Annotated in this window: 17 protein-coding genes; 11 read left to right on the top strand and 6 right to left on the bottom strand. The window is 63.9% G+C overall.

The genetic code is table 11. The features are described from left to right. The first annotated feature begins 486 nt into the window (after positions 1 to 486). The 3 genes from kdgD (at position 487) to AC788_RS10315 (ending at position 3,935) form a co-directional block, all read left to right on the top strand. Complete coding sequence (gene kdgD, locus AC788_RS10305) at positions 487 to 1,398, top strand: 5-dehydro-4-deoxyglucarate dehydratase (protein ID WP_049860557.1); 912 nt, start codon at positions 487 to 489, stop codon at positions 1,396 to 1,398. A 197-nt stretch (positions 1,399 to 1,595) separates the two neighbouring features. Then, complete coding sequence (locus AC788_RS10310) at positions 1,596 to 2,537, top strand: AEC family transporter (protein ID WP_049860558.1); 942 nt, start codon at positions 1,596 to 1,598, stop codon at positions 2,535 to 2,537. Positions 2,538 to 2,582: 45 nt separating this feature from the next. Continuing rightward, positions 2,583 to 3,935: an amino acid permease gene (locus AC788_RS10315; RefSeq protein ID WP_049860559.1), complete on the top strand. Its 1,353-nt coding sequence runs from the start codon at positions 2,583 to 2,585 to the stop codon at positions 3,933 to 3,935. Between the two features lie 10 nt (positions 3,936 to 3,945). On the opposite strand, the gene AC788_RS10320 is transcribed toward AC788_RS10315, so the two are convergent. The 5 genes from AC788_RS10320 to gatC form a co-directional block, all read right to left on the bottom strand. Then, positions 3,946 to 4,971, bottom strand: coding sequence for a calcium/sodium antiporter (locus AC788_RS10320; RefSeq protein ID WP_442965540.1), 1,026 nt, complete (start codon positions 4,969 to 4,971; stop codon positions 3,946 to 3,948). 57 nt (positions 4,972 to 5,028) lie between these two features. Then, entirely contained in the window at positions 5,029 to 5,427 is a 399-nt protein-coding gene (locus AC788_RS10325; protein WP_244636424.1) for a septal ring lytic transglycosylase RlpA family protein, read from the bottom strand. A gap of 98 nt (positions 5,428 to 5,525) precedes the next feature. Further along, positions 5,526 to 6,971 (bottom strand): Asp-tRNA(Asn)/Glu-tRNA(Gln) amidotransferase subunit GatB, encoded by a 1,446-nt coding sequence (gene gatB / locus AC788_RS10330; RefSeq protein WP_049860561.1) that lies wholly within the window; start codon positions 6,969 to 6,971, stop codon positions 5,526 to 5,528. 11 nt (positions 6,972 to 6,982) lie between these two features. Then, complete coding sequence (gene gatA, locus AC788_RS10335; protein WP_049860562.1) at positions 6,983 to 8,434, bottom strand: Asp-tRNA(Asn)/Glu-tRNA(Gln) amidotransferase subunit GatA; 1,452 nt, start codon at positions 8,432 to 8,434, stop codon at positions 6,983 to 6,985. Between the two features lie 17 nt (positions 8,435 to 8,451). Continuing rightward, positions 8,452 to 8,739, bottom strand: a complete 288-nt coding sequence (gatC, locus tag AC788_RS10340; RefSeq protein WP_043186652.1) for an Asp-tRNA(Asn)/Glu-tRNA(Gln) amidotransferase subunit GatC — start codon at positions 8,737 to 8,739, stop codon at positions 8,452 to 8,454. A gap of 205 nt (positions 8,740 to 8,944) precedes the next feature. Between gatC and mreB the strand changes: the two genes are divergently transcribed. The 7 genes from mreB (at position 8,945) to tldD (ending at position 19,376) form a co-directional block, all read left to right on the top strand. Beyond that, positions 8,945 to 9,982, top strand: a complete 1,038-nt coding sequence (gene mreB / locus AC788_RS10345; RefSeq protein WP_008371426.1) for a rod shape-determining protein MreB — start codon at positions 8,945 to 8,947, stop codon at positions 9,980 to 9,982. 136 nt (positions 9,983 to 10,118) lie between these two features. Continuing rightward, entirely contained in the window at positions 10,119 to 11,168 is a 1,050-nt protein-coding gene (mreC, locus tag AC788_RS10350) for a rod shape-determining protein MreC (RefSeq protein WP_082223639.1), read from the top strand. Beyond that, entirely contained in the window at positions 11,168 to 11,656 is a 489-nt protein-coding gene (gene mreD, locus AC788_RS10355; protein WP_049860564.1) for a rod shape-determining protein MreD, read from the top strand. Before mreC ends, mreD begins: the two co-directional genes overlap by 1 nt. 36 nt (positions 11,657 to 11,692) lie before the next feature. Beyond that, positions 11,693 to 12,280: a Maf family protein gene (locus tag AC788_RS10360; protein ID WP_049860565.1), complete on the top strand. Its 588-nt coding sequence runs from the start codon at positions 11,693 to 11,695 to the stop codon at positions 12,278 to 12,280. A gap of 61 nt (positions 12,281 to 12,341) precedes the next feature. Further along, positions 12,342 to 13,799 carry a ribonuclease G gene (rng, locus tag AC788_RS10365; RefSeq protein ID WP_049860566.1) on the top strand — a complete coding sequence of 486 codons (1,458 nt, stop codon included), beginning with the start codon at positions 12,342 to 12,344 and terminating at the stop codon, positions 13,797 to 13,799. 64 nt (positions 13,800 to 13,863) lie between these two features. Further along, positions 13,864 to 17,679: a YhdP family protein gene (locus AC788_RS10370; RefSeq protein ID WP_049860567.1), complete on the top strand. Its 3,816-nt coding sequence runs from the start codon at positions 13,864 to 13,866 to the stop codon at positions 17,677 to 17,679. A 254-nt stretch (positions 17,680 to 17,933) separates the two neighbouring features. Next, positions 17,934 to 19,376, top strand: a complete 1,443-nt coding sequence (tldD, locus tag AC788_RS10375) for a metalloprotease TldD (RefSeq protein WP_049860568.1) — start codon at positions 17,934 to 17,936, stop codon at positions 19,374 to 19,376. A gap of 41 nt (positions 19,377 to 19,417) precedes the next feature. Here tldD and yjgA read toward each other — a convergent pair whose 3' ends face one another. Beyond that, positions 19,418 to 19,939 carry a ribosome biogenesis factor YjgA gene (gene yjgA / locus AC788_RS10380; protein WP_049860569.1) on the bottom strand — a complete coding sequence of 174 codons (522 nt, stop codon included), beginning with the start codon at positions 19,937 to 19,939 and terminating at the stop codon, positions 19,418 to 19,420. A gap of 108 nt (positions 19,940 to 20,047) precedes the next feature. Between yjgA and pmbA the strand changes: the two genes are divergently transcribed. Continuing rightward, entirely contained in the window at positions 20,048 to 21,394 is a 1,347-nt protein-coding gene (gene pmbA, locus AC788_RS10385) for a metalloprotease PmbA (RefSeq protein WP_049860570.1), read from the top strand. Positions 21,395 to 21,485: the final 91 nt, after the last annotated feature.

Consider the following 21,485-nt stretch of genomic DNA (forward strand, 5'->3'; position numbering starts at 1 on the left):
CCCCACCCGAGGCGGCGGCCCCTGTGCCCGCTCGGCTCCCCCGCCGGCGGCCCTGCCCGCGCCCGCGCCGCTGTTCCAGGAACACCACGCCCCTCTGTAGCAGCGGCGCAAGCCGCGTCGGCGGGCAAGGTGATCTGTCTGATAACCCCGCGGTGAAGCCTGACGCGGCTCGCGCCGCCGCTACAGAGAACCGCCACCCCCGTAGCCGCGGCGCAAGCCGCGTCGGCGGCTAAGGTGATCTGTCTGATACCCCGCGGTGAAGCCTGACGCGGCTCGCGCCCCCGCTACAGAAGAAACGCCCCCCCGTAGCAGCGGCGCAAGCCTCGTCTGCGTAACATGCAGGGCCCAAGGCACATCGCGACAAACCAAAATACTTCTTTCCTCCTATTGAGGAACACAGAAAGTAGTTGTACGATGACGTACGACATCAGCCAGCCATGGCTGCTTGGTTGTTCAATTTTCCATGCGACCCAGGGTGTTCAAACAATGAATCCACAAGAACTAAAGTCCATCCTCAATCACGGCTTGCTGTCTTTCCCGGTAACCGACTTCACTGCCCAAGGCGACTTCCACCGCGAGGGCTATATCAAGCGTCTGGAATGGCTTGCCCCTTATGGCGCCAGCGCGCTGTTCGCTGCCGGCGGTACCGGTGAGTTCTTCTCCCTCGCTGCCAGCGAATACTCGCAAGTGATCAAGACTGCGGTCGACACCTGCGCCACCAGCGTGCCTATCCTCGCTGGAGTTGGCGGTTCCACTCGCCAGGCCATCGAATACGCACAGGAAGCCGAGCGCCTGGGTGCCAAGGGTCTGTTGCTGCTGCCGCACTACCTGACCGAAGCCAGCCAGGACGGCGTTGCCGCCCACGTCGAAGCCGTGTGCAAATCGGTCAACATCGGCGTCATCGTCTACAACCGCAACGTCTGCCGTCTGAACGCACCGCTGCTCGAGCGTCTGGCCGAGACCTGCCCGAACCTGATCGGCTACAAGGACGGCCTGGGTGATATCGAGCTGATGGTGTCGATCCGTCGCCGTCTGGGTGACCGTTTCAGCTACCTGGGTGGCCTGCCGACCGCCGAAGTCTATGCTGCTGCCTACAAGGCGCTGGGCGTACCGGTCTATTCGTCCGCCGTGTTCAACTTCATTCCGAAGACCGCGATGGACTTCTACCACGCGATCGCCGCTGACGATCACGCCACCGTGGGCAAGTTGATCGACGACTTCTTCCTGCCTTACCTGGACATCCGCAACCGCAAGTCGGGCTATGCCGTCAGTATCGTCAAGGCTGGCGCCAAGATCGCAGGCTACGACGCAGGGCCGGTGCGCACCCCGCTGACCGACCTGACCGGTGAAGAGTATGAAATGCTCGCTGCGCTGATGGACAAGATGGGTCCGCAGTAAGCTTCGGAACCGCGGTGCGGCTTTCGCGGCCGCTGACCGCTCCTACGGGGATCTTGCAGGTGCTGGGGATCTCTGTGGGAGCGGGGCGGGCCTGCCAAGGGGCTGCTGCAAACACACGCTTCACCAGAATTTCCCCGCCTCATTCCCCTATCCTCGCTATCATTGTCGTCTGACTCCAGGCAACAGGTTCCCCCGGCATGCTGGCCCTATTTCTGCAGACCCTGAACGTGACCGCTCCGGTGTTCGCCATGCTGTTTTTGGGCTATGGGCTGAAGCGGATCGAGTGGATCAACGATAACTTCATCAAGACCGCCTCGGCCTTGGTGTTCAACGTCTGCATGCCGTCCTTGCTGTTCCTGGGCATCTACCATGCCGACCTGCGCTCGGCGCTCAAGCCCGGCTTGCTGGTGTATTTCGTGGTGGCCACGGTGGGCAGCTTCGCCATCGCCTGGTGGATCGCCACCAAGCGTTGTCCGGAGGTTGATCGCGGCGTCTTCACCCAAGGCGCGTTTCGCGGCAACAACGGCGTCATTGGCCTGGCCCTGGCCGGCAGCATGTATGGTGACTACGGCATCTCTCTGGGCTCGATCCTCGCGGGCCTGGTGATCGTGCTCTACAACTCCTTGTCCGTCGTGGTGCTGGCGATCTACAGCCCCAACATCAAGTCCGACCCCTTGAGCATCTGCAAGAGCATCCTGGTCAACCCGCTGATCATCAGCGTGGTCACGGCCGTGCCCTTCGCCTGGCTGCAGGTGCCCATCCCCAACTGGATCCTGACCTCTGCCGATTACGTCGCGCAGATGAGCCTGCCGCTGGCACTGATCTGCATTGGCGGCACCCTGTCACTGGCCGCCTTGCGCAGCAGTGGTTCGGTGGCCTTGAGCGCCAGCGCGGTGAAAATGATCCTGCTGCCGATCGTCGGTACATTCGGTGCCTGGCTGTTGGGCTTTCGCGGGGCGGAACTGGGCATTCTGTTCCTGTATATTGGCGCTCCTTCGGCCTCGGTCGGTTATGTCATGGTGCGGGCCAGCGGCGGCAACTATTCGCTCGCCGCCGCCATCATCGTGATCACCACCCTGGCGGCAGCCATCACCACCAATATCGGAATTTTCCTGTTGCAGTGGGGCGGCTGGATCTAGACGCTGCTTGCCCACCGGCAAGCATTTACCCGCTAAGGAACCGCAATGGATGATCAATCCACCCCCGAAGGTCTGCATCGGGGTCTGAAAAACAGGCATATCCAGCTCATTGCCCTGGGCGGCGCCATCGGCACCGGCCTGTTTCTGGGCATTGCCCAGACCATCGGCATGGCCGGCCCTTCGGTCATCCTGGGCTACGCCATCGGCGGCCTGATCGCCTTCTTCATCATGCGTCAACTCGGCGAGATGGTCGTCGAGGAACCGGTTACCGGGACCTTCAGCCATTTCGCCAACCGCTACTGGAGTGGCCTGGCCGGGTTCATGTCCGGCTGGAACTACTGGGTGCTATACGTGCTGGTGGGCATGGCCGAGCTGACCGCCGTGGGCATCTACATCAAGTACTGGTGGCCGGACGTGCCCACCTGGGCCTCGGCCGCGGTGTTCTTCGTGCTGATCAACGCGATCAACATGTTCCAGGTGAAGATCTATGGAGAGATGGAGTTCTGGTTCTCGTTGATCAAGGTGGCGGCCATCGTCAGCATGATCGGCTTCGGCGCCTGGATGCTGGCCACCGGCAATGGCGGGCCCGATGCCAGCGTCGCCAACCTCTGGCAATACGGCGGCTTCTTCCCCAACGGCATCGGGGGCCTGACCTTGGCCATGGCCGTGATCATGTTCTCCTTCGGCGGCTTGGAACTGGTCGGCATCACCGCCGCCGAAGCCGATGATCCCAAGCGCAGCATACCCAAGGCCACCAACCAGGTGATCTACCGCATCCTGCTGTTCTACGTGGGCGCCTTGACCATCCTGCTGTCGCTGTACCCGTGGCAAAAAGTAGTCGAGGGCGGCAGTCCGTTCGTGATGATCTTCCACGCGCTGGACAGCAACGTGGTGGCCACCGTACTCAATGTGGTGGTGCTGACCGCAGCGCTGTCGGTCTACAACAGCTGCGTCTACTGCAACAGCCGCATGTTGTTCGGCCTGGCGGTGCAGGGTGACGCACCCAAGACCTTGCTCAAGGTCAACCGCCGCGGCGTGCCCATGAAAGCACTGGGGATTTCTGCGCTGGCAACCGGCTTGAGCGTGCTCATCAACTACCTGATGCCGGGCGAGGCGTTTGGCTTGCTGATGGCGCTGGCCGTGTCTGCGCTGGTCATCAACTGGGGCATCATCAGTATCACGCACTTGAAGTTCCGCAAGGCCATGCGCGCCAACGGTCATGCAACGTTCTTTCCGAGCTGGGGTTACCCGATCACCAACTGGGTATGCCTGGCGTTCCTGGCAGCGATTCTGGTGATCATGTACATGACCCCAGGCATCCGCATTTCGGTGCTGTTGATTCCCGTATGGCTCGGGGTGCTGGCCGTGGCCTGGATGTTCAAGAAGCGCCAGGGGTAGGTCGCGTCGTTCAGTGCTGTCGACGCCAGGCGCGCAGGGTGCCCCAGAGCACCACTGCCGCCAGCACCGGCAGTACATAGAACAGCATCAGCTCTTCCAGTCTCGCCGCCAGTGGCATGCCCGTGGTGAAGGTCACCACATGCAGGCCATAGGCTGCGTACAGCCCGAGTAGCACCAGCCCCTCGACCCGCGTGACGCGGTACCCGGAGTAGAACAGAGGCAGGCACAGCAGTGTGACGCCAAGCATGACCGGCAGGTCGAAATCCAGCGCATTGGGCGAAACGCTCAAGGGCGCTGGCGCCAGCACGGCGGTCAGGCCAAGCACGCCGAGCAGGTTGACCAGGTTGCTGCCGATCACGTTACCCACCGCAATCTCACGGTGACCGCGCAACGCGGCCACGAGCGAGGTGGCCAATTCCGGAAGAGAGGTGCCGACGGCCACGATGGTCAATCCGATCACCCGATCCGACAGGCCGAAATCGGTGGCCAGTTCCAGCGCCGCTTCCAGCAACCAGTGGCTTCCGGCAACCAGCAGCAGCAAACCGCCGAGCATCATGCCCAGGCACTTGAGCCAGGGGGCGGTGCCCTGTGGCGTCGCCACCCGGCCCGGATGCCGCGACTGGCGCCATAGCACGCCCAGGTAGCCGACCAGGCCCAGAAGCAGGATGCCACCTTCCAGGCGCCCGAGTTGTTCGTTCCAGGCCAGTCCGAACACCAGCGCGCTGGCACCGATCAGCAACGGGATATCGAGCCGCAGCAGTTGCCGGGACACCCGCAACGGAATGATCAGCGCGGACAACCCCAGGGTCACCAGCAAGCTGAAGATGTTGCTGCCCACCAGGCTGCCCACGGCGATGTCGGGCGTACCAACGAACGTCGCCTGCAGGCTGACCGCCAGCTGCGGCACACTGCTGCCCAGGGCCACGACGCCCAGGCCCACCACCAGCGGCCTGACCTTCAGCGCAGCCGCCAGGCGCACGGCGCCGCGCACCAGCCATTCGGCCCCGGCAATCAGCAGCAACAGCCCTGCGAACAATTGCAGCAAGGTGGGTCCAGGCAAGGTGGCGAGATTGAAAATGACGGCGGCTCCGAGTCAGTCTTGCAGGGTTTGCACGCGCACGCGAGCGGTGCCGCTGCGCAGCATGCCCAGTTTTTCTGCCGCGCCCTTGGACACATCGATCAAGCGCCCGCGTGATTGAGGACCACGGTCGTTGATCCGCACGATGACGTTGCGCTGGTTGGCCAGATTGGTCACCACCACCCGGGTACCGAATGGTAGCTGGCGGTGGGCCGCGGTCAGGCCGTGCTGATCGAAGCGTTCGCCACTGGCCGTGCGAGCGCCATGATGGCGCGCGCCGTAATAGGAGGCGACCCCGTCACGGTCGTAACCACGAGGGTCGATGATGCCGTTCTGGCTGGCGCAACCGGCCAACAACGCAATCGCGCCGGCACAAACGGCATGACGCCCAAATGAACAAACCCCCCGTAGCAGCGGCGCTAGCCGCGTCGGCGGTATCCACGGTCCACAGGATTCACTGCTTCGGGGCCGGACGCGGCTTGCGCCGCGGCTACAGGGGGTGCGCTGTTGCATCAGCCGGCCAGCTTGCTCTTGAGCAGCTCGTTGACCTGCTGCGGGTTGGCCTTGCCCTTGGACGCTTTCATGGCCTGACCGACGAAGAAGCCGAACATCTTGCCGCGTTTGGCCTCGTCTGCCGCACGGTACTGTTCGACCTGCTCGGCGTTGGCGGCCAACACTTCGTCCAGCACCTTCTCGATGGCACCGCTGTCGGTGACCTGTTTCAAGCCGCGCGCCTCGATGATCTGGTCGGCATCGCCTTCACCATTGGCCATGGCTTCGAAGACCATCTTGGCGATCTTGCCGGAGATGGTGTTGTCCTTGATGCGCTGCAGCATGCCACCCAGTTGCGCGGCGCTGACCGGCGATTCCTCGATTTCCACGCCCTGCTTGTTCAGCAGGCTGCCCAGCTCGACCATGACCCAGTTGGCGGCCAGCTTGGCATCGCCGCAGATGCCCACGACCTGCTCGAAGAAGTCAGCCTGCTCGCGGCTCGAAGCCAATACGCTGGCATCGTACGCGGACAAACCAAATTCGTTCTGGAAGCGCTCACGCTTGGCCGGCGGCAGCTCCGGCAGGGTCGCCCGGGTGGTTTCCAGGAACGAATCCTCGATCACCACCGGCAGCAGGTCCGGATCGGGGAAGTAACGGTAGTCGTTGGCTTCCTCCTTGCTGCGCATGGCCCGTGTCTCGTCCTTGTTCGGATCGTACAGGCGGGTTTGCTGAACGACCTTGCCACCGTCCTCGATCAGCTCGATCTGGCGCGCGATCTCGCTGTTGATGGCGCGTTCGATGAAGCGGAACGAGTTGACGTTCTTGATCTCGCAGCGTGTGCCGAACTCGACCTGGCCCTTGGGCCGGATCGAGACGTTGCAGTCGCAGCGCAGCGAGCCTTCGGCCATGTTGCCGTCACAGATGCCCAGGTAGCGGACCAGCGCATGGATCGCCTTGACGTAGGCCACGGCTTCCTTGGCGCTGCGCATGTCGGGCTCGGACACGATTTCCAGCAGCGGTGTGCCAGCTCGGTTGAGGTCGATACCCGTGCTGCCGCTGAAGTCCTCGTGCAGGCTCTTGCCGGCGTCTTCTTCCAGGTGCGCGCGGGTCACGCCGATGCGCTTGACCGTGCCGTCTTCCAAGGTGATGTCCAGGTGGCCCTTGCCGACGATCGGCAGCTCCATCTGGCTGATCTGGTAGCCCTTGGGCAGGTCGGGGTAGAAGTAGTTCTTGCGCGCGAACACGTTGTGCTGGCCGATCTCGGCATCGATGGCCAGACCGAACATCACGGCCATGCGCACGGCTTCCTGGTTGAGCACCGGCAGCACGCCGGGCATGCCCAGGTCGACCAGGCTGGCCTGGGTGTTCGGCTCGGAGCCGAAGGTGGTGGAACTGCCGGAGAAAATCTTCGACTGGGTGGCGAGCTGGGTATGAATCTCCAGCCCGATCACGACTTCCCATTGCATGATGTTTCTCCTTAGAAGCCTTCAGGCGCGCGAGTGTGCCAGTCGGTGACTTGCTGGTACTGGTGCGCCACGTTGAGCAGGCGGCCTTCCTGGAAGTAAGGGGCCAGCAGTTGCACGCCGACCGGCAGACCATCGACGAAACCGGCCGGCATCGACAGGCCGGGCAGGCCGGCCAGGTTGGCGGTGATCGTGTAGATGTCTTCCAGGTAGGCGGCCACCGGATCGGCGTTCTTGGCCCCCAGTTTCCAGGCCGGGTTCGGCGTGGTCGGGCTGAGGATCATGTCGACGTCTTCGAAGGCGGCCATGAAATCGTTCTTGATCAGACGGCGAATCTTCTGCGCCTGCAGGTAATAGGCATCGTAGTAGCCGGCCGACAGGGCATAGGCACCGACCATGATGCGACGCTGCACTTCCGCGCCGAAGCCTTCGGCGCGCGAGCGCTTGTACAGATCGGTCAGATCCTTGGGGTTCTCGCAGCGGTAGCCGAAGCGCACGCCATCGAAGCGCGACAGGTTCGAGGACGCTTCGGCCGGCGCGATCACGTAGTAGGCGGCGATCGCCTGCTGCATGTTCGGCAGGCTGATGTGCTTGATCACCGCGCCGAGTTTTTCCAGCGCCTGGATGCTGGCCTGTACCCGTTCGGCGATGCGCGGGTCGAGGCCGGCACCGAAGTATTCCTTCGGCACGCCGATGCGCAGACCCTGCAGGGAGTCGCCCAAGGTGGCGCTGTAGTCCGGAACCGGCTCATCGATACTGGTGGAGTCCTGCGGATCGAAGCCCGCTATGCCTTGCAGGAGCAGGGCGCAGTCTTCGGCGTTGCGCGCCAGCACGCCGGCCTGATCGAGGCTGGAGGCGTAGGCGATCATGCCCCAGCGCGACACCCGGCCGTAGGTCGGTTTGATGCCGGTGAGATTGGTGAAGGCGGCGGGTTGGCGAATCGAGCCGCCGGTGTCGGTACCTGTGGCCACTGGCAGCAGACGCGCGGCCACGGCCGCAGCCGAACCGCCCGACGAGCCGCCGGGCACATGCGCCAGGTTCCAGGGGTTCTTCACAGCGCCGTAGTGGCTGTTCTCGTTGGCGGAGCCCATGGCGAATTCGTCCATGTTCAGCTTGCCCAGTGTGACCGCGCCGGCCGCATTGAGCTTGGCCACCACGGTGGCGTCGTAGGGCGCCTCGAAGTTGTCCAGCATCCTGGACCCGCAGCTGGTGCGGATGCCTTGGGTGCAGAACAGATCCTTGTGGGCCAGCGGCACGCCCAGCAGGGCACCGCTTTCACCGTTGGCGCGGCGCACATCGGCGGCCTGTGCCTGGGCAATGGCGTGCTCGGGGGTGACGGTGATGAAGCTGTTGAGCTGCGGGTCCAGCTGGGCGATGCGCGCCAGCAGGGTGCGGGTCAACTCTTCGGCGGAAAATTTCTTGTCGGCGAGTCCGCGGGCGATCTCGGCCAGTGTCAGTTGATGCATGGCAGGCTCTTTTCCCTTTACTCGATGACTTTCGGAACCAGGTACAGGCCGTTCTCGACCGCCGGCGCAATGGCCTGGTAGGCGTCGCGCTGGTTGCGTTCGGTCACCTGGTCGGCGCGCAGCCGCTGGCTGGCTTCCAGTGGGTGGGCCAGGGGTTCGATGCCGCGGGTGTCGACCGCTTGCATCTGGTCGACCAGGCCCAGAATGCTGTTCAGTGCTTCGATGGTGCGTGGCAGATCGGCGTCATTCAGGCCCAGACGGGCCAGGTGAGCGATCTTTTCCACGTCGCAGCGTTCAAGCGCCATGGGGGTCTCCGGTGGAAAATGAAATACGGCAGGGCCGTGGTTTTGGGGAACACAATCGCACTTTTGCGGTCATATGGCCGCGATCGAGTGCAGGCGTGCCCGGAAAAACAGCCAATTTAACATATTGGCGCCTTGCCCAAAATCCCCGCCGTTGTTAGAGTTTGCCGCACTTTTTTACCCACGCGTTGCCTAGGGTCCTTTTCCCATGTTCAAGAAACTGCGTGGCATGTTTTCCAGCGATCTTTCCATCGACCTGGGCACTGCCAACACCCTTATTTACGTGCGTGAGCGCGGTATCGTTCTGAATGAGCCATCGGTTGTGGCCATTCGGACCCACGGTAATCAGAAAAGTGTCGTTGCGGTCGGTACCGAAGCCAAGCGCATGCTCGGTCGTACACCCGGCAACATCGCCGCCATTCGCCCCATGAAGGACGGCGTCATCGCCGACTTCAGTGTCTGCGAGAAGATGCTGCAATATTTCATCAACAAGGTGCACGAAAACAGCTTCCTGCAGCCCAGCCCGCGCGTGCTGATCTGTGTGCCTTGCAAGTCCACCCAGGTGGAGCGTCGTGCCATCCGTGAATCGGCGCTCGGCGCCGGTGCCCGCGAAGTGTTCCTGATCGAAGAGCCCATGGCAGCCGCCATCGGTGCCGGTTTGCCGGTCGAGGAAGCACGCGGTTCGATGGTCGTCGACATCGGCGGTGGTACCACCGAAATCGCCCTGATCTCGCTCAATGGCGTGGTCTACGCCGAGTCCGTCCGCGTGGGCGGCGACCGCTTCGACGAAGCCATCGTCACCTACGTGCGTCGCAACTACGGCAGCCTGATCGGCGAATCCACCGCCGAGCGCATCAAGCAGGAAATCGGCACCGCCTACCCGGGCGGCGAAGTGCGTGAAGTCGACGTGCGCGGCCGCAACCTGGCCGAGGGCGTGCCACGCGCCTTCACCCTGAACTCCAACGAAGTGCTGGAGGCTCTGCAGGAGTCCCTGGCCACGATCGTGCAGGCGGTCAAGAGCGCGCTGGAGCAGTCGCCTCCGGAGTTGGCCTCGGACATCGCCGAGCGCGGCCTGGTGCTGACCGGTGGTGGCGCGCTGCTGCGCGACCTCGACAAGCTGCTGGCCCAGGAAACCGGCCTGCCGGTGATCGTCGCCGAAGACCCGCTCACGTGCGTGGCTCGTGGTGGCGGTCGTGCCCTGGAAATGATGGACAAGCACACCATGGATCTGCTCTCCAGCGAGTAACTTCGCGGGAAAGATTCCTGGGGTCGTTTACAGGTAGCGTCTTCGATGCTACCTGTATGCGTCCTGTACTTTCGATCCGGGCCGGTTTGCCGTCACATGAATGACCACATGAACATTTGCCTGGGAGGAGCGGCTTATTAAACCGCTTTTCACCAAGGGCCCCTCACTGGGCGTGCGCCTTTTGGTGCTGGTCGTGCTGTCGGTCGCGCTGATGGTGGTCGACGCGCGCTTCACCGTGCTCAAGCCCGTGCGCAGCGAAATGTCGCTGGTGCTGATGCGTGCCTATTGGGTCACCGATCTGCCCCAGCGGCTCTATGAAGGCGTTGCCAGCCAGTTTGGCAGCCGCACCGAGTTGCTGGCCGAAAACGAGAAACTCAAGACCGAAGCCCTGTTGTTGCAGGGTCGCCTGCAAAAGCTGGCGGCGCTGACCGAACAGAACGTGCGCCTGCGCGAGTTGCTCAACTCCTCGGCGCTGGTGAACGAAAAGGTCGAGGTCGCCGAACTGATCGGCATGGACCCGAACCCGTTCACCCATCGCATCCTGATCAACAAGGGCGAACGCGACGGCGTGGTGCTCGGCCAGCCGGTGCTCGACGCACGCGGCCTGATGGGGCAGGTGGTCGAACTGATGCCCTACACCTCGCGCGTGCTGCTGCTCACCGACACCACCCACAGCATCCCGGTGCAGGTCAACCGCAACGGCCTACGCGCCATCGCCAGCGGCACGGGGAATCCCGAACGCCTGGAACTGCGCCATGTGGCCGATACCGCCGACATCAAGGAAGGCGACCTGCTGGTCAGCTCGGGCCTGGGGCAGCGTTTCCCGGCCGGGTATCCGGTGGCCACGGTCAAGGAAGTTATCCACGATTCCGGCCAGCCGTTCGCCATCGTTCGCGCCGTGCCGACCGCCGCCCTGAACCGCAGCCGCTATCTGTTGCTGGTGTTCAGCGACAGCCGGTCACCGGAGCAGCGCGCCACCGAGGCCGCGCAGGCTCAGGAAGCCGCCGATCGCCAAGGCGCGGCACCCGAAGCCAGCACTCCGACGACGCCAACCACGGCGCCGGCTGCCGCTGCACCCGCATCTGCCACACCCGCGCACAGCACAGCACCGGCCGCCACCCCCGCGCACACGACCCCGGCGACGCCTTCGCGGTCCGTGCCGGCTACAACACGGGAGAGGCAATAATGGTAGGTACTCGCTCGCGCAATGGCTGGGTCATCTGGGTGACCTTCGTTGTCGGCCTGTTGCTCTGCGTGTCGCCGATGCCGCAGTTCATGGAAGTATTGCGGCCGCTGTGGCTGGCCCTGCTGCTGGCCTACTGGACGCTCTCGGTACCGCACAAGGTGGGCATGACCACCGCCTGGGTCCTGGGGCTGGCGCAGGACGTGCTGTTCGGCACGCTGCTTGGGCAGAATGCGCTCATCCTCAGCCTCATCACCTTTCTCATCCTGTCCCTGGCCCAGCGCATGCGCATCTTCCCGATGTGGCAGCAGAGCTTGGTCATCCTCGTGGTCTTCGGCCTGGCGCAGTTGGTCCAGCTGTGGCTGAGCGCCTTGACCGGCAACCGTCAACCTACCTTGGCCCTGCTGCTGCCTGCGCTGATGAGCGCTTTGCTCTGGCCGTGGGTCAGCTATCTGCTGCGCGGCTTGCGCAAGCGCCTGGGCATCAACTGACGGGCCCGTGCGCGGCCCGACGCGGAGACGCCTCGCATGTCTACCCTGTACCTGGCTTCCAGCTCGCCGCGACGGCGTGAACTGCTGACACAGATCGGCGTCCCGTTCACCGTGGTCAAGGCACCCATCGACGAAACCCCGCAGGCCGGTGAAGGCAGCTTTGCCTACGTACAACGCATGGCCGAAGAAAAGGCTCGCGCCGGCTGGGAGTCGCTGCCGCAGCCAGGCAGCGGTCATGTGCTGGGCGCAGATACGGCGGTCATCGCTCAAGGCCGCATTCTCGGCAAGCCGCGTGACGAGGCCGATGCCTTGGCGATACTGGCGTTGTTGTCCGGCAGCACTCACGAGGTGATCACCACTGTGGCGCTGTTCGACGGTGCGCGCATGGACACCTGCACCGCGTCGGCGCGGGTCACCTTCCGCCCTATTGACGAGGCAGAGGCCCGTGCCTATTGGGCCAGCGGCGAGCCAGCGGACAAGGCGGGCGGTTATGGCATTCAGGGTCTGGGTGCAATATTCGTAGAAAAGCTCGAAGGCAGTTATTCTGCCGTCGTCGGTCTGGGTTTGTTCGAAACCGCGGCGCTGCTGCAACGCAACGGCATCGCCTGCTGGCAAGCGTCCTGAGAAGGGCCTTGCGGGCGCGTCATCGCCACTACAATAAAGACACCAGGAACGAGACCCAGCCATGAGCGAAGAAATTCTGATCAACATCACGCCGATGGAATCGCGCGTGGCCGTGGTGGAAAACGGTGTCCTGCAAGAGGTGCATGTCGAGCGCACCCAGCGTCGCGGCATCGTCGGCAATATCTACAAGGGCAAGGTCGTGCGCGTGCTGCCCGGCATGCAGGCCGCCTTCATCGACATCGGCCTGGACCGCGCCGCGTTCATCCATGCCTCGGAAATCTCCCTGCGCGAAGGCTCGAGCCTGGAAACCATCAGCGCCTTGGTCCATGAAGGACAAAGCCTGGTGGTGCAGGTCACCAAGGACCCGATCGGTTCCAAGGGCGCACGCCTGACCACCCAGCTGTCGATCCCTTCGCGCTACCTGGTGTACATGCCGCGCACCCGGCACGTCGGTATTTCCCTGAAGATCGAAGACGAGAGCGAGCGCGAACGCCTGAAGAAGGTGGTGGCCGACTGCGTCGAGAAAGAAGGTATTCAGGAAGTCGGCGGGTTCATCCTGCGCACCGCTGCCGACGGCGCCGGTGCCGAGGAAATCCTCATGGACATCCGCTATCTGCGCCGTCTGTGGGACCAGATCAATGCGCAGATCCAGACCGTCGGCGCCCCGACTGAAATCTACGAAGACCTGGGCCTGGCACTGCGCACCCTGCGCGACCTGGTCAACCCGAAGATCGAGAAGATCCGCATCGACTCCCGGGAAACCTTCCAGAAGACCACCCAGTTCGTTGCCGAGCTGATGCCCGAAATCGCCGACCGCCTGGAGCATTACCCCGGCGAGCGCCCGATCTTCGATCTGTACGGTGTGGAAGACGAGATCCAGCGTGCCCTGGACCGCAAGGTGCCGCTCAAGTCCGGCGGCTATCTGGTGGTGGACCCGGCCGAGGCGATGACCACCATCGACGTCAACACCGGCGCTTTCGTCGGTCACCGCAACCTCGAAGAAACCATCTTCAAGACCAATCTGGAAGCGGCCACCGCCATTGCCCGGCAACTGCGCCTGCGCAACATCGGCGGGATCATCATCATCGACTTCATCGACATGGAAGATGAGGAGCATCAGCGTCAGGTTCTGCGTACCCTCGAGAAGCAGCTGGAGCGCGATCACGCCAAGACCAACATCATTGGCATCACCGAACTGGGTCTGGTGCAGATGACCCGCAAGCGCACCCGGGAAAGCCTCGAGCAGGTGCTGTGCGAGCCCTGCATTTGCTGCCAGGGCCGCGGCAAGCTGAAAACCCCCGAGACAGTGTGTTACGAGATTTTTCGCGAGATCCTGCGTGAGGCCCGTGCCTATCAGGCCGAAGGCTATCGTGTGCTGGCCAATCAGAAAGTGGTCGACCGTCTGCTCGACGAAGAATCCGGCAATGTGGCCGAACTGGAAGCGTTCATCGGACGAACCATTCGCTTCCAGGTCGAGTCCATGTATTCCCAGGAACAATATGATGTGGTGCTGCTCTGAAACGGCCAGTGGAACGATTCTCGACCTGTAGGGCTGACGCGGTACATTGCCGGAGCGTGCCTGCATGGTCCGTGTGAGTGCTGCGCTCGGGGGCTTGATCCGTTGGGCCCTGGCACTGTGCGCCGTGCTGCTGGTGTTGCTGGCGCTCTATGTCAGCCTGGGTCGGCAGTTGATTCCGTTGGTGGCCGAGTACGATGCTCAGATCGAGGCGCGTGCCAGCGAGGCGCTGGGCATGCCGGTGCGCATCGGCAGCCTGGAAGGCCGTTGGAACCGTCTGGCGCCAGTGCTGCTGATTCATGATGTGCAGGTGGGCGAGGGCAGCAACGCGCTGCGCCTGGATCAGGTCAAGGTGGTGCCTGACTTGTGGGGCAGCCTGTTGGCGCGTGCGGTGCGCATTGCCCATCTCGAGCTGGGCGGCGTGCAGCTCAGCGCCGTCGAGGACGCCACGGGCAAGTGGTCGGTCAAGGGCGTGCCCCAGCAACCGGATCAGGCCTTCGACGTGCAGCGCACGTTGCAGCAGATGCAACAGGTCGAGCAGTTGTCGGTGCTCGACAGCCAACTGACCCTGCAACCCTTCGAGCATGATCCACTGACCCTCACCTATGTCGGCCTGAGTCTGCGCACCGCTGACGAGCGCCAGCGTCTGGACCTGCGCCTGCACCTGCCCGACGGTCAGCCGCTGGCGCTGAACGTCGAGGCTCAGGTGCGCGCCGAACACTGGCGCGACGGCCGCGCCCAGGCCTACGCGAATCTGCCGCAGAGCGACTGGGCAAAGTGGCTGCCACGCCGCTATACCCAGGGTTGGCAGCTTGACCAGTTCAAGGCGGGGGGCGAGGTTTGGGTGGACTGGGCAGACGCCAATGTCCAGCGAGCCGTGGTTCAACTCGATGCGCCGGCGTTCAAGGGCGCTTATGGCGACCACAAGCCGTATACCATCGCCGATCTCACGCTGAAGGCGTGGATGCAGCGCAACACCGACGGTTTCGACGTGAACCTGGGAACCCTCGCCATGACGCTGGACGGCAAGCCATGGCAAAGCCATCTGGCGCTGCAGCAGCGCGCGGCAACGCCGTCGAGTCAGGAGCAGTGGCGTGTGCAGGCCGATCGCCTCGACCTGACCCCGATCACGCCACTGCTCGACGCGCTGGCACCCCTGCCCAAACAGGTGGCGGCCATCGTCAACGGCCTGAACTTCACCGGCGTGGTGCGCAACCTTTCCCTCGACGTTCGTCCCAAGGCCACGGGTGCCGAGCGCCTGAGCTACGCCGCCAATCTGGAGAATGTCGGCTTCGATGCCTACTACGGTGCTCCAGCAGCAGACAATGTCAGTGGCAGTTTGATTGGCGACATCGGCCAAGGCGAACTGCGCCTGGACAGCGACAAGTTCATGCTGCACCTGAGTCCCATCTTCGAAAAACCTTGGCATTACCTCAAGGCTAACGCCCGGCTGAACTTCAAGCTCGACGATCACGCTTTCACCTTGATCGCGCCGGCTATTCGTGTGCTGGGCGAGGAGGGCAAGATCGCGGCCGATTTCCTCATTCGCCTGCCGTTGCATCACGAGGCCGAGCCCTACATGGACCTGCGGGTTGGCCTGGTCGACGGCGATGGCGCCTACACCAGCAAATACCTGCCCAAGGTGCTCAGCCCGTCGGTCGACCAGTGGCTGCGCACGGCGATCAAACGCGGCGCGGTCGACCAGGGTTACTTCCAGTACCAAGGCTCGCTGGCCAGTGCAGCCGAGGCCCATTCGCGCAGCATCACCCTGTTTTTCAAGGTCCATGACGTGACCCTGGCCTTCCAGCCCGGCTGGCCGGAGGCGCGCAAGGTCGCAGGCAATGTCTACATCCAGGACGGCGACGTGCGCATCCTGGCTGACCGTGGGCAGATTCTCGACACCAAGGTCAGCGACGTGGCGGTCAGCGTGCCCCACGTGCCGGTCGGTCAGGACAGCCACTTGTTCGTGAACGGCAACTTCGATGGCGGTCTGGCCGACGGGTTGAAGATCCTGCAGACCGCCCCGATCGGTACCGCCGACATCTTCGCTGGCTGGCAAGGCGAGGGCCCGCTCAAGGGCAAGCTGGAACTCGACATTCCGCTGGTCAAGGGGCACGAGCCCAAGGTGATGGTCGACTTCAGCACCCGTGCGGCGCGCCTGAAGATCAAGTCGCCCGAGCTTGCGCTGAGTCAACTGGGCGGGACATTCCGTTTCGACTTCGACAAGGGCCTGAGTGGCGAGGGCGTCACAGCCCAGGCCTTCGATCAGCCGGTCAAGGCGCAGATCCTCGCCGAAGGCAAGCCCGGCGCGCCGTTGACGCGCATCGTCGCCGACAGCCAGATCCCGGTGAAACGCCTGGTCGACTGGTTGCAGGTCAAGCAGGCCGTGCCGGCGTCCGGCGATATCGCCTACCAGCTGCAGCTCAAACTGGGCAGCGACAGCCAGCTTCGCGTCGACTCCGACCTCAAGGGCGTCGACATCGACTTGCCCGCACCCTTTGGCAAAGCGCGTTCCGTGGCCCGTCCCACGGCCTTCGTGATGAACCTGCAAGGCCGTGAGCGTCGCTTCGACGTCACCTACGCCGACATCGCCAGCTTCGCCTACGCCGCGCCGCCCAACGACCTGGCCAGCGGCCGCGGCGAATTGCTGGTCGGCGCCGGCACGCCGCAGCTTCCTGCGACCCAGGGCCTGCGGGTGCGTGGCGCGTTGCCGACCCTGGACCTGGAGCCGTGGCAGCAGCAGGCCGAGAACTACACGGGCGGCAATCCGAGTGGCACCGCCAGCCAGGTCATCAATGCCGTCGACTTGCAGATCGGCACGCTCAAGGGGTTCGGCCAGCAACTCGATCAGGCGCGGGTACAGCTCAACCGCAGCCCCGGCGCCTGGCACCTCGCTGTGGCCAGCCAGCAAATCACTGGCAGGGTCGATGTACCCGATGGCAAGGCGACCCCGATCAATGTCGACCTCGACACCGTGCGCTTGCCGCCGGTCGATCCGAACGCGGTCAAGGCTGACAATCCGGTCGAGTCGCCTGATCCCCTGGCCAATGTCGATCCGCGCAAGATACCGGCGGTCAATGTCAGGATTCGCCAGCTGTTGCAGGGTTCGGAACTGGTCGGCAGTTGGTCGTTGAAGCTGCGCCCGACCGCCCGGGGTGTCGCCCTCAACGACCTCGACCTGGGGCTCAAGGGCTTGATGCTGCAAGGTGCGGCAACCTGGGAAGGCGCGCCGGGAGCTTCCAGCACCTGGTTCCGCGGACGGCTGCAGGGCAAGAACCTGGCCGACGTGCTCCAGGCCTGGAAATTCGCGCCCACCGTGACTAGCGAATCGTTCCACCTGGATGCCGACGGACGCTGGCCCGGTTCACCGGCCTGGGTGGGGCTCAAGCGTTTTTCCGGCAACCTGGACGCGACCCTGCGTGACGGCCAGTTCGTCGAAGTCGAAGGCGGTGCCCAGGCCCTGCGCGTGTTCGGTCTGCTCAACTTCAATGCGATCGGTCGCCGTCTGCGCCTGGATTTCTCCGATGTGCTGGGCAAGGGTTTGAGCTACGATCGAGTCAAGGGCCTGCTGGTGGCTAGCGAAGGGGTGTACGTGACGAGAACCCCGATCACCCTGCGCGGCCCCAGCACCGACATCGATCTGGACGGTACCCTGGACATGGTCCGCGACGGCGTCAACGCCAAGGTGCAGGTCGCCTTGCCGATCACCAACAGCCTGCCGCTGGCTGCGGTCCTGGTGGGCGCGCCGGTGGTCGGCGGCGCCCTGTTCGTGGTGAACAAGCTGCTCGGCGACCGGGTGGCGCGTTTTGCCAGTGTGCAGTACCGCATCGAGGGTTCGTGGAAGGATCCGCAGATGACCCTGGTCAAGCCTTTCGGTGGCTGAAAATGCGGTTGCCTTGGCTGTGTATCGGACGGCTGGGCCAGGCCGGGTATTGAAAACGTGTCGGGGCGGACGCATGTAGTGTTCATCCGTCACCGACACCGGCATTGCGCGCGTCGCCTCAGGCGACCCGCGAGCATCCATTTGCGCAGACCGCCTCGCGGCCTGCGAGCACCTATTGACGCAGCGCCGCCAAGCGAACTGCGAGCATCTATCCCGCAGCGCGCGACGCGCCCTGCGAACAGCGCGGAGTAAATATGAGCCAGATGTTATCCACCGTCAGCGACCACCTGCTGGCCCCCGGCGGCCTCACGCTCGACAGCCTGCAATCGGTGCTGGGCGAGTTGGCCGGCCCGGGCATCGACGCGGCCGACCTGTATTTCCAGGGTCAGATTTCCGAGTCCTGGGCGCTGGAAGACGGCATCGTCAAGGAAGGCAGTTTCAACCTTGACCAAGGTGTGGGCGTACGCGCCCAGTCCGGGGAAAAGACCGGCTTCGCCTACAGCAACGCGATCACCCAGGATGCGCTGGTCCAGGCCGCGCGCGCGGCGCGCTCGATCTCCCGCGCTGGCCAGAATGGCCGTGTGCAGGCCTTCAGCAGTCCGGTGGTCAGCCAGCTGTACGGTCCGGACAACCCACTGGAAGTGCTTACCCGCGCTGAAAAAGTCGACCTGCTCAAGCGTGTCGATGCCGCCACCCGCGCACTGGACCCCCGTATTCAGCAAGTCACCGTGAGCATGGCCGGGGTCTGGGAACGGATTCTGGTCGCGGCCGCTGATGGCAGCCTGGCGGCGGACGTGCGACCACTTGTGCGTTTCAACGTCAGTGTCATCGTCGAGCACAACGGTCGTCGCGAGCGCGGCGGCCATGGCGGCGGTGGACGTACCGACTACCGTTATTTCCTCGCCGAAGACCGCGCCATGGGCTATGCCCGCGAGGCGCTGCGCCAGGCTCTGGTCAACGTCGAAGCGGTGGCGGCACCGGCGGGCACCATGCCCGTGGTGATGGGCGCCGGCTGGTCTGGCGTGTTGCTGCACGAAGCGGTCGGGCATGGTCTGGAAGGCGACTTCAACCGCAAGGGCAGTTCGGCCTACAGCGGTCGCGTCGGTGAGAAGGTGGCATCGAGCCTGTGCACCATCGTCGACGATGGCACGCTGGCCGGGCGTCGCGGCTCGCTGAGCGTCGATGACGAAGGTACGCCGACCCAGTGCACGACCTTGATCGAAAACGGCGTGCTCAAGGGCTACATGCAGGACAAGCTCAACGCGCGGCTGATGGGCGTCGCCGCCACCGGCAACGGTCGTCGCGAATCCTATGCGCACCTGCCCATGCCGCGCATGACCAACACCTACATGCTGGCGGGCGAGAGCGATCCGGCCGAGATCATCGCTTCGGTGAAGAAAGGCATCTACTGCGCCAACCTTGGCGGTGGACAGGTGGATATCACCAGCGGCAAGTTCGTCTTCTCGACCAGCGAAGCCTACCTGATCGAAGACGGCAAGATCACCACGCCAGTCAAGGGCGCGACGTTGATCGGCAATGGTCCGGAGGCGATGAGCAAGGTGTCGATGGTCGGCAACGACCTGGCACTGGACAGTGGCGTGGGCACCTGTGGCAAGGACGGCCAGTCGGTACCGGTCGGTGTCGGTCAGCCCACCTTGAAGATCGATGCGATCACGGTGGGCGGTACCGGCGCCTGAAGCGGGTGACGGGCAAGCCGGACGGCCTGCCCGCGGGCCTGTCAGCGCAGGCCGCGTTGGGTTTCGTCCAGCTCGCGGATGTACTTGAAGATCTTGCGCGTGGTGGCGGGCGGCTTGTTGTGAGCCGTCTCGTGCTGGGCCTGGCGAACCAGGTTGCGCAGGTGCTGGCGGTCGGTTTCCGGGTACTCGGCGAAGAACGCCTCCAGCACCTGGTCCGGGCCTGCTACCAATCGATCGCGCCAACGTTCCAGGTTGTGGAAACGTTCGTTGTACTGCCGGGTGGAGGCGTCCAGTTGATCGAGCAGCACCAGAATCGCCTCGATGTCCTGGTCGCGCATCAGCTTGCCGATGAACTGGATGTGACGTTTGCGCGCGATGTGCGCCGTGTGCTTGGAGGCGTCGCCCAGTGCCCGCCGCAGAGCGTCGGTCAGGGGCAGGCGATCGAGCATGTCCGGCTTGAGCGTGGTGAGCCGCTCGCCCAGATCGGTCAGCGCATGCAGTTCGCGCTTGACCTGAGTTTTGCTTTTTCCCTCGTCGAGGGAGTCGTCGTAAGAATCAACCATGGGGGCCGTCCGCAAATAAACGCCGCCATGATAACCAGTCGGGGGCCGCTTGTCTGGCCCGACCGTAGATCGGCCCGCGCCGAAACCCGAATTTGAGTGGAGAACACCATGAACGCACCCCAGAGCGTCGGCCCGCAGGCACTGCCCGTCCTGCAGGAGCAAGTGCAGCAGATCATCGACGAAGCCAAACGCCAGGGCGCCAGTGCCTGTGAAGTGGCGGTTTCGTTGGAACAGGGCCTGTCCACGTCGGTGCGTCAGCGCGAGGTGGAAACTGTCGAGTTCAACCGCGACCAGGGCTTTGGCATCACGCTGTACGTTGGCCAGCGCAAGGGCTCGGCCAGCACTTCGGCCAGCGGTCCACAGGCCATTCGCGAAACCGTCGCCGCGGCGCTGGCGATCGCCAAGCACACCTCCGAAGATGAAAGTTCGGGCCTGGCCGACGCCGCCCTGATGGCGCGCGAGCAGCCGGACTTCGACCTTTACCACGCCTGGGACATCACGCCCGAGCAGGCCATCGAAAAGGCCCTGGCCTGCGAAGCGGCCGCCTTCGATGCCGAACCCCTGATCAAGAACGCCGACGGCACTACGCTCAACACTCACCAGGGCTGCCGCGTGTATGGCAACAGCCATGGTTTCATCGGCGGCTATGCGTCGACCCGGCACAGCCTGAGCTGCGTGATGATCGCCGAGGCCAACGGGCAGATGCAGCGTGACTACTGGTACGACGTCAATCGTCAGGGCGAATTGCTCGCCGATCCCGTTGCCATCGGCCAGCGCGCCGCACAGCGGGCTGCGGCCCGATTGGGCGCACGTCCGGTGCCGACCTGCGAGGTACCGGTGCTGTTTTCGGCCGAGCTGGCTGGGGGCTTGTTCGGCAATTTCCTGGCCGCCGTTTCCGGGGGCAACCTGTATCGCAAGTCCTCGTTCCTGGAAGGGGCGATGGGGCAGCGCCTGTTCCCCGAGTGGCTGACCCTGGACGAGCGTCCGCACCTGATGCGTGCCATGGGCAGCGCAGCGTTCGACGGCGATGGCCTGGCCACCTACGCCAAGCCGTTCGTGGAGAACGGTGAACTGGTCTCCTATGTGCTCAGTACCTATTCGGGGCGCAAGCTGGGCCTGCCCAGCACCGCCAACTCCGGTGGCGTGCACAACCTGTTCGTGACCCACGGCGACGAAGACCAGAAAGCGCTGCTACGGCGCATGGGGCGTGGCTTGCTGGTCACCGAGTTGATGGGCCACGGCCTGAACATGGTCACCGGCGACTACTCGCGCGGTGCTGCCGGATTCTGGGTCGAAAATGGCGAGATCCAGTTTCCGGTTCAGGAAGTGACCATTGCCGGCAATATGCGCGACATGTTCAAACAGATCGTCGCCGTAGGCAACGATCTCGAACTGCGCAGCAACATTCGCACAGGCTCGGTCCTGATCGAGCGCATGACAGTCGCCGGCAGCTGATCCTACCGCCGGTCCGTCGCGGCCGGCACGGTTTGCAGCACAGGTGCCCACATGGGCGCTTGTGTTGATTCTCAATATCAATCAATAATAA

The sequence above is a fragment of the Pseudomonas sp. RIT-PI-a genome (assembly GCF_001187875.1).
In the GTDB taxonomy this organism is placed as follows: domain Bacteria; phylum Pseudomonadota; class Gammaproteobacteria; order Pseudomonadales; family Pseudomonadaceae; genus Aquipseudomonas; species Aquipseudomonas coleopterorum.

Excerpts from the sequence above, each read along its gene's own strand:
- mreD (WP_049860564.1), top strand. The coding sequence starts at position 11,168 with ATGGTAGGTACTCGCTCGCGCAATGGCTGGGTCATCTGGGTGACCTTC.
- AC788_RS10310 (WP_049860558.1), top strand. The coding sequence starts at position 1,596 with ATGCTGGCCCTATTTCTGCAGACCCTGAACGTGACCGCTCCGGTGTTC.
- gatA (WP_049860562.1), bottom strand. The coding sequence starts at position 8,434 with ATGCATCAACTGACACTGGCCGAGATCGCCCGCGGACTCGCCGACAAG.
- AC788_RS10370 (WP_049860567.1), top strand. The coding sequence starts at position 13,864 with ATGGTCCGTGTGAGTGCTGCGCTCGGGGGCTTGATCCGTTGGGCCCTG.
- AC788_RS10315 (WP_049860559.1), top strand. The coding sequence starts at position 2,583 with ATGGATGATCAATCCACCCCCGAAGGTCTGCATCGGGGTCTGAAAAAC.
- gatB (WP_049860561.1), bottom strand. The coding sequence starts at position 6,971 with ATGCAATGGGAAGTCGTGATCGGGCTGGAGATTCATACCCAGCTCGCC.
- AC788_RS10360 (WP_049860565.1), top strand. The coding sequence starts at position 11,693 with ATGTCTACCCTGTACCTGGCTTCCAGCTCGCCGCGACGGCGTGAACTG.
- mreB (WP_008371426.1), top strand. The coding sequence starts at position 8,945 with ATGTTCAAGAAACTGCGTGGCATGTTTTCCAGCGATCTTTCCATCGAC.
- kdgD (WP_049860557.1), top strand. The coding sequence starts at position 487 with ATGAATCCACAAGAACTAAAGTCCATCCTCAATCACGGCTTGCTGTCT.
- pmbA (WP_049860570.1), top strand. The coding sequence starts at position 20,048 with ATGAACGCACCCCAGAGCGTCGGCCCGCAGGCACTGCCCGTCCTGCAG.
- yjgA (WP_049860569.1), bottom strand. The coding sequence starts at position 19,939 with ATGGTTGATTCTTACGACGACTCCCTCGACGAGGGAAAAAGCAAAACT.
- rng (WP_049860566.1), top strand. The coding sequence starts at position 12,342 with ATGAGCGAAGAAATTCTGATCAACATCACGCCGATGGAATCGCGCGTG.
- gatC (WP_043186652.1), bottom strand. The coding sequence starts at position 8,739 with ATGGCGCTTGAACGCTGCGACGTGGAAAAGATCGCTCACCTGGCCCGT.
- tldD (WP_049860568.1), top strand. The coding sequence starts at position 17,934 with ATGAGCCAGATGTTATCCACCGTCAGCGACCACCTGCTGGCCCCCGGC.